Source organism: Nocardia sp. JMUB6875, from assembly GCF_041154655.1.
Lineage (GTDB): Bacteria > Actinomycetota > Actinomycetes > Mycobacteriales > Mycobacteriaceae > Nocardia.
Window position 1 is genome coordinate 1 of sequence record NZ_BAAFGR010000423.1, and the last position, 554, is coordinate 554.

The 554-nt window shown below is 69.0% G+C and carries 1 protein-coding gene; it reads left to right on the top strand.

Annotated features, from left to right (window positions below; translation table 11 throughout):
- On the top strand, positions 1 to 554 hold a 554-nt coding region (locus ACAM49_RS40365), incomplete at both ends, for a DUF222 domain-containing protein (RefSeq protein WP_369640769.1).

Below are 554 nucleotides of genomic sequence, written 5' to 3' on the forward strand. Positions count from 1 at the left end.
AAGAATCACACCGGCAAGTACCTGCAGCAGGTGCTGCGCCTCGGCCACGCCGAAGCCGGTGCGCGCGTGAATGCCGCCGAGCAGCTCGGGCAGCGCCAGGTCATGGGACAGATCCTCGAGCCGAACCTGGCATGGGTCGCAGCTGCGCAGGAACAGGGGCTGGTGTCGGCCGACCACGCGCGCCGGATCGTGCAGATCGTGCGCCGCATCCCCGCTGTCACCGACCCGGAGCTGGTCGGCAAGGCCGAAATGGAGTTGGCGCACTTCGCCACCCGCTCCACCCCCGACGACCTGCCCAAGCTCGGCGACCGCATCCTCGGATTCCTCGACCCCGACGGCCGCCTCGTCAGCGAAGAGGATCGCCAAGCCCGGCGTGGTCTGATCGTCGGTAAGCAGGGTGTGGACGGCATGAGCAGCATCTCCGGTCAGTTGACCCCGGCCCTGCGCGCGTTGTTGGATCCGATCTTCGCCGACCTGGCCCAGCCCGGCATGTGCAACCCCGACGACCCGCAGAGCCCGCAGCGCGCCAAGGGAATCCACCCCGACACCCTCCA